The 1516-nt window shown below is 40.8% G+C and carries 3 protein-coding genes; all 3 read right to left on the bottom strand.

The window, feature by feature from the left end; genetic code table 11:
• Nucleotides 1–147, bottom strand: a 147-nt coding sequence (gene tnpA / locus M9196_RS23175) for an IS66 family insertion sequence element accessory protein TnpA (protein ID WP_406707709.1), incomplete at its 3' end; no start/stop codon positions are given.
• A gap of 290 nt (nt 148–437) precedes the next feature.
• Nucleotides 438–854 carry a GFA family protein gene (locus M9196_RS23170; protein WP_250619867.1) on the bottom strand — a complete coding sequence of 139 codons (417 nt, stop codon included), beginning with the start codon at nt 852–854 and terminating at the stop codon, nt 438–440.
• 146 nt (nt 855–1000) lie between these two features.
• The gene (locus M9196_RS23165; protein WP_250619866.1) at nt 1001–1480 is read right to left on the bottom strand and encodes a hypothetical protein; all 480 of its coding nucleotides are present in this window, start codon (nt 1478–1480) and stop codon (nt 1001–1003) included.
• Nucleotides 1481–1516: the final 36 nt, after the last annotated feature.

The following is a 1516-nucleotide window of genomic DNA, read 5'->3' as shown; positions in this document are numbered from 1 at the left end:
ATTTACTGTTTGGAGTTGACGCCGCTTGGCGAAGAACGTGGATAAACTCAGTCCATGTTCTTCGCAAAAAGCGCGCTGGGTAATATTGCTGCTTTCATACTGTTCAAACAGTGCTTGCCATTCTAGGTCGGTGCGTCGTTTTGCCATTTCAACTCTCCTTTGGGTTGGAGAGTTGATCTTATTCTTCGTGCTGGATGATTAGAATGCGGGGTTTATGGTGCGCTTACTCTACTTCTACTTCTACTTCTACTTATACTTATATACTTATACTTATACTTATACTTATATACTTATACTCGATAAGTGTAGTCGCATGCATATTACTGTCGAGCCCTAACGCTCTGCTAAGTGGCGCTAACGATTAACTTACCAAGCGCACTAAACTTCAAACCAAAACCGCCAAGCTTATGGCGTCCACTTGAGCAGTTTGTTAGCTGCTAGCTCGGCTGCTTGGGAAAGACCTTTACATTGTTTGGTATCTGATACCAATCTAGTTTTTCACTGACCCAAACATGCGCCTGAGGTTGGAAAATATCAGCTGACGATAGATCAATTGGTTTTAACTTTAGCTTAACTGTCTCCGGTGCATCCGGGTTGAAATGGTAAATTCTGTTTCCACAATTTGGGCAAAACATCGCACAGTTCCGATTACCACTATCAGCTAAGCGCTCCCAACTTCTCAGTTGACCCAAAAACTCTATCTTAGCCACATCAACAACCGCAGTGATGCTAAATGGACTGGTAGATAGCTTTTGACACTCTGTACAGTGACACGCAAAGACCATTAATGGTTTTTCATGTAATTCATAGGTAACTTGTCCGCACTGACATGCTCCTTGAAGTGGATAATCCATTTGTTCCTCCTTTGAACATGGATGGCAGCTAACGCCTTGTTAACTAGTGACAAAACAATGCCACCAAACCTAATATGACCGCTTAAAACACTGAAGCCAACCGAACCAAAATTGCCAAGCGTTTTGGAATCCAGTTGAACAATTTGTTAGCTTTGTTCTTTGAGCTTTAATGCTGAGATAGCTCGATTACAGTTGTCTACTACCCCATCTTTGTTTCGGGTTACTAAGGTATCATTATTTAGTTGCAATACTTCTTGTTCGGAGTGCAATAATGAGGGCTGATTAACAGCTTCTTTTATTACGTTAAGCTCTTTCTCTGCTTTAGAATTTTTTGGGATAACTTCTACGCTCGTAATACTTGTTGTTAGTACGTCACTACTTAAGGACCATGAGCCATCGATGAATAAGTCAAATTCAACGGTATTGCGATGAGAGTCAGCCTCAGTTATTGAGTGTGCAACACCTTTAAACTTTCCATCGGGCGAATAGATACTAACAGCATCAAGCCATGATACGGGTAGTGAAGTGCTACACTTCCATACTCCGAGCAATTGATTCGTATTTGCTGAAGAGGCAAACGTGGTTACAGTTAAAGTAACAAACAAAAGAGCTCGACTAATATTCATAACATTCCTTGTATTTGAAGATTATTTTGATGAAAG

The organism is Vibrio methylphosphonaticus, from assembly GCF_023634655.1.
In the GTDB taxonomy this organism is placed as follows: Bacteria; Pseudomonadota; Gammaproteobacteria; order Enterobacterales; family Vibrionaceae; genus Vibrio; species Vibrio methylphosphonaticus.
This window is presented reverse-complemented; position numbering and strand designations above follow the sequence as displayed.

Coding starts and splice junctions, on each gene's coding strand:
- M9196_RS23165 (WP_250619866.1), bottom strand. CDS start 1,480: ATGAATATTAGTCGAGCTCTTTTGTTTGTTACTTTAACTGTAACCACG.
- M9196_RS23170 (WP_250619867.1), bottom strand. CDS start 854: ATGGATTATCCACTTCAAGGAGCATGTCAGTGCGGACAAGTTACCTAT.